At 44.6% G+C, this 1,315-nt stretch carries 1 protein-coding gene; it reads left to right on the top strand.

Annotated features, from left to right (window positions below; all coding sequences use genetic code 11):
• The first annotated feature begins 73 nt into the window (after positions 1–73).
• Complete coding sequence (locus tag ACFI6J_RS21435; protein ID WP_150141023.1) at positions 74–1,285, top strand: IS256 family transposase; 1,212 nt, start codon at positions 74–76, stop codon at positions 1,283–1,285.
• Positions 1,286–1,315 lie beyond the last annotated feature (30 nt).

The raw sequence follows: 1,315 nt of genomic DNA, 5'->3' as shown, positions 1-1,315 counted from the left end.
GAGACTGTAACTAATTTTGTGTAACTGCCTATCTCAATTTACTCTATAGAGAGTTAAGGATAGGCAGATGAACATGAATAAGAAAGAGCTTGAAGCTTTCGCAAAGGAAGCGGCCAAAGGCATTAAAACACCTGAAGACTTAAACGAATTTAGTCAGATGTTGAAGAAAATCACCGTTGAAGCGGCATTGAACGCAGAAATGGATGAGCATCTTGGCTACGAAAGAAATCAAAAGTCTACGTCATCAAACAGTCGCAACGGTAAGAGCAGTAAACGCGTAAAAACCGAAGATGGCGAGTTTGAACTCAACACTCCTCGTGACCGTGAAGGCTCCTTCGAGCCTAAGCTCGTTAAAAAGCATCAATCCCGTTTCACCTCCATGGACGATAAAATTCTCTGGCTTTATGCACAAGGCATGAGTACCCGTGAAATCGTCAATGCGTTTGATGAATGGTACGGTGCAGAGATATCACCAACATTGGTTTCTCGCGTTACTAATGCGGTTATCGAGCAAGTTGTGGAATGGCAGTCGCGCCCGTTAGATGCCATTTACCCGATTGTTTACCTCGACTGTATCGTAGTGAAAATACGCCAGGATAAACGTATCATCAACAAATCTATCTTCCTGGCCTTAGGCATCAATACTGAAGGTCACAAAGAGTTGATGGGCATGTGGATAGCCGAGAATGAAGGCGCTAAGTTCTGGCTAAACGTGTTAACCGAACTTCAGCAACGCGGCGTAGAAGACATTCTCATCGCTTGTGTGGACGGCCTCAAAGGCTTCCCTGATGCCATTAATGCTGTGTTCCCACACACGCATATTCAACTGTGTATCGTACATATGGTGCGTAACTCACTAAAATACGTATCGTGGAAGGACTACAAAGCTGTCACAGCAGACTTAAAGCGCGTATACCGCTCAGCAACAGAAGATGAGGCTCTGCTTGAACTAGAACGGTTTGCTGAAACATGGGACGGTCAGTACCCACAAATCGCTAAATCATGGCGTGCGCACTGGCACAATCTCAATACCTTGTTCAACTACCCAGAGGACATCCGCAAGGCGATTTACACCACTAACGCCATTGAATCTCTGAATAGTGTTATCCGAAAAGCCATCAAGAAACGGAAAATCTTTCCCAGCGATGATTCAGCAAGAAAAATGGTGTACTTAGCAATAAAAGATGCCAGTAAGAAATGGTCGATGCCGATTCAAAACTGGCGTCAGGCGATGAGTCGTTTTATTATCGAGTTCGAGGAACGCCTCGAAAAGCATATTAACTAATGGCAGTTACACAGAATCTGTTACAGGCTC

This window comes from Alteromonas sp. G4i13 (assembly GCF_054960505.1).
This window is presented reverse-complemented; position numbering and strand designations above follow the sequence as displayed.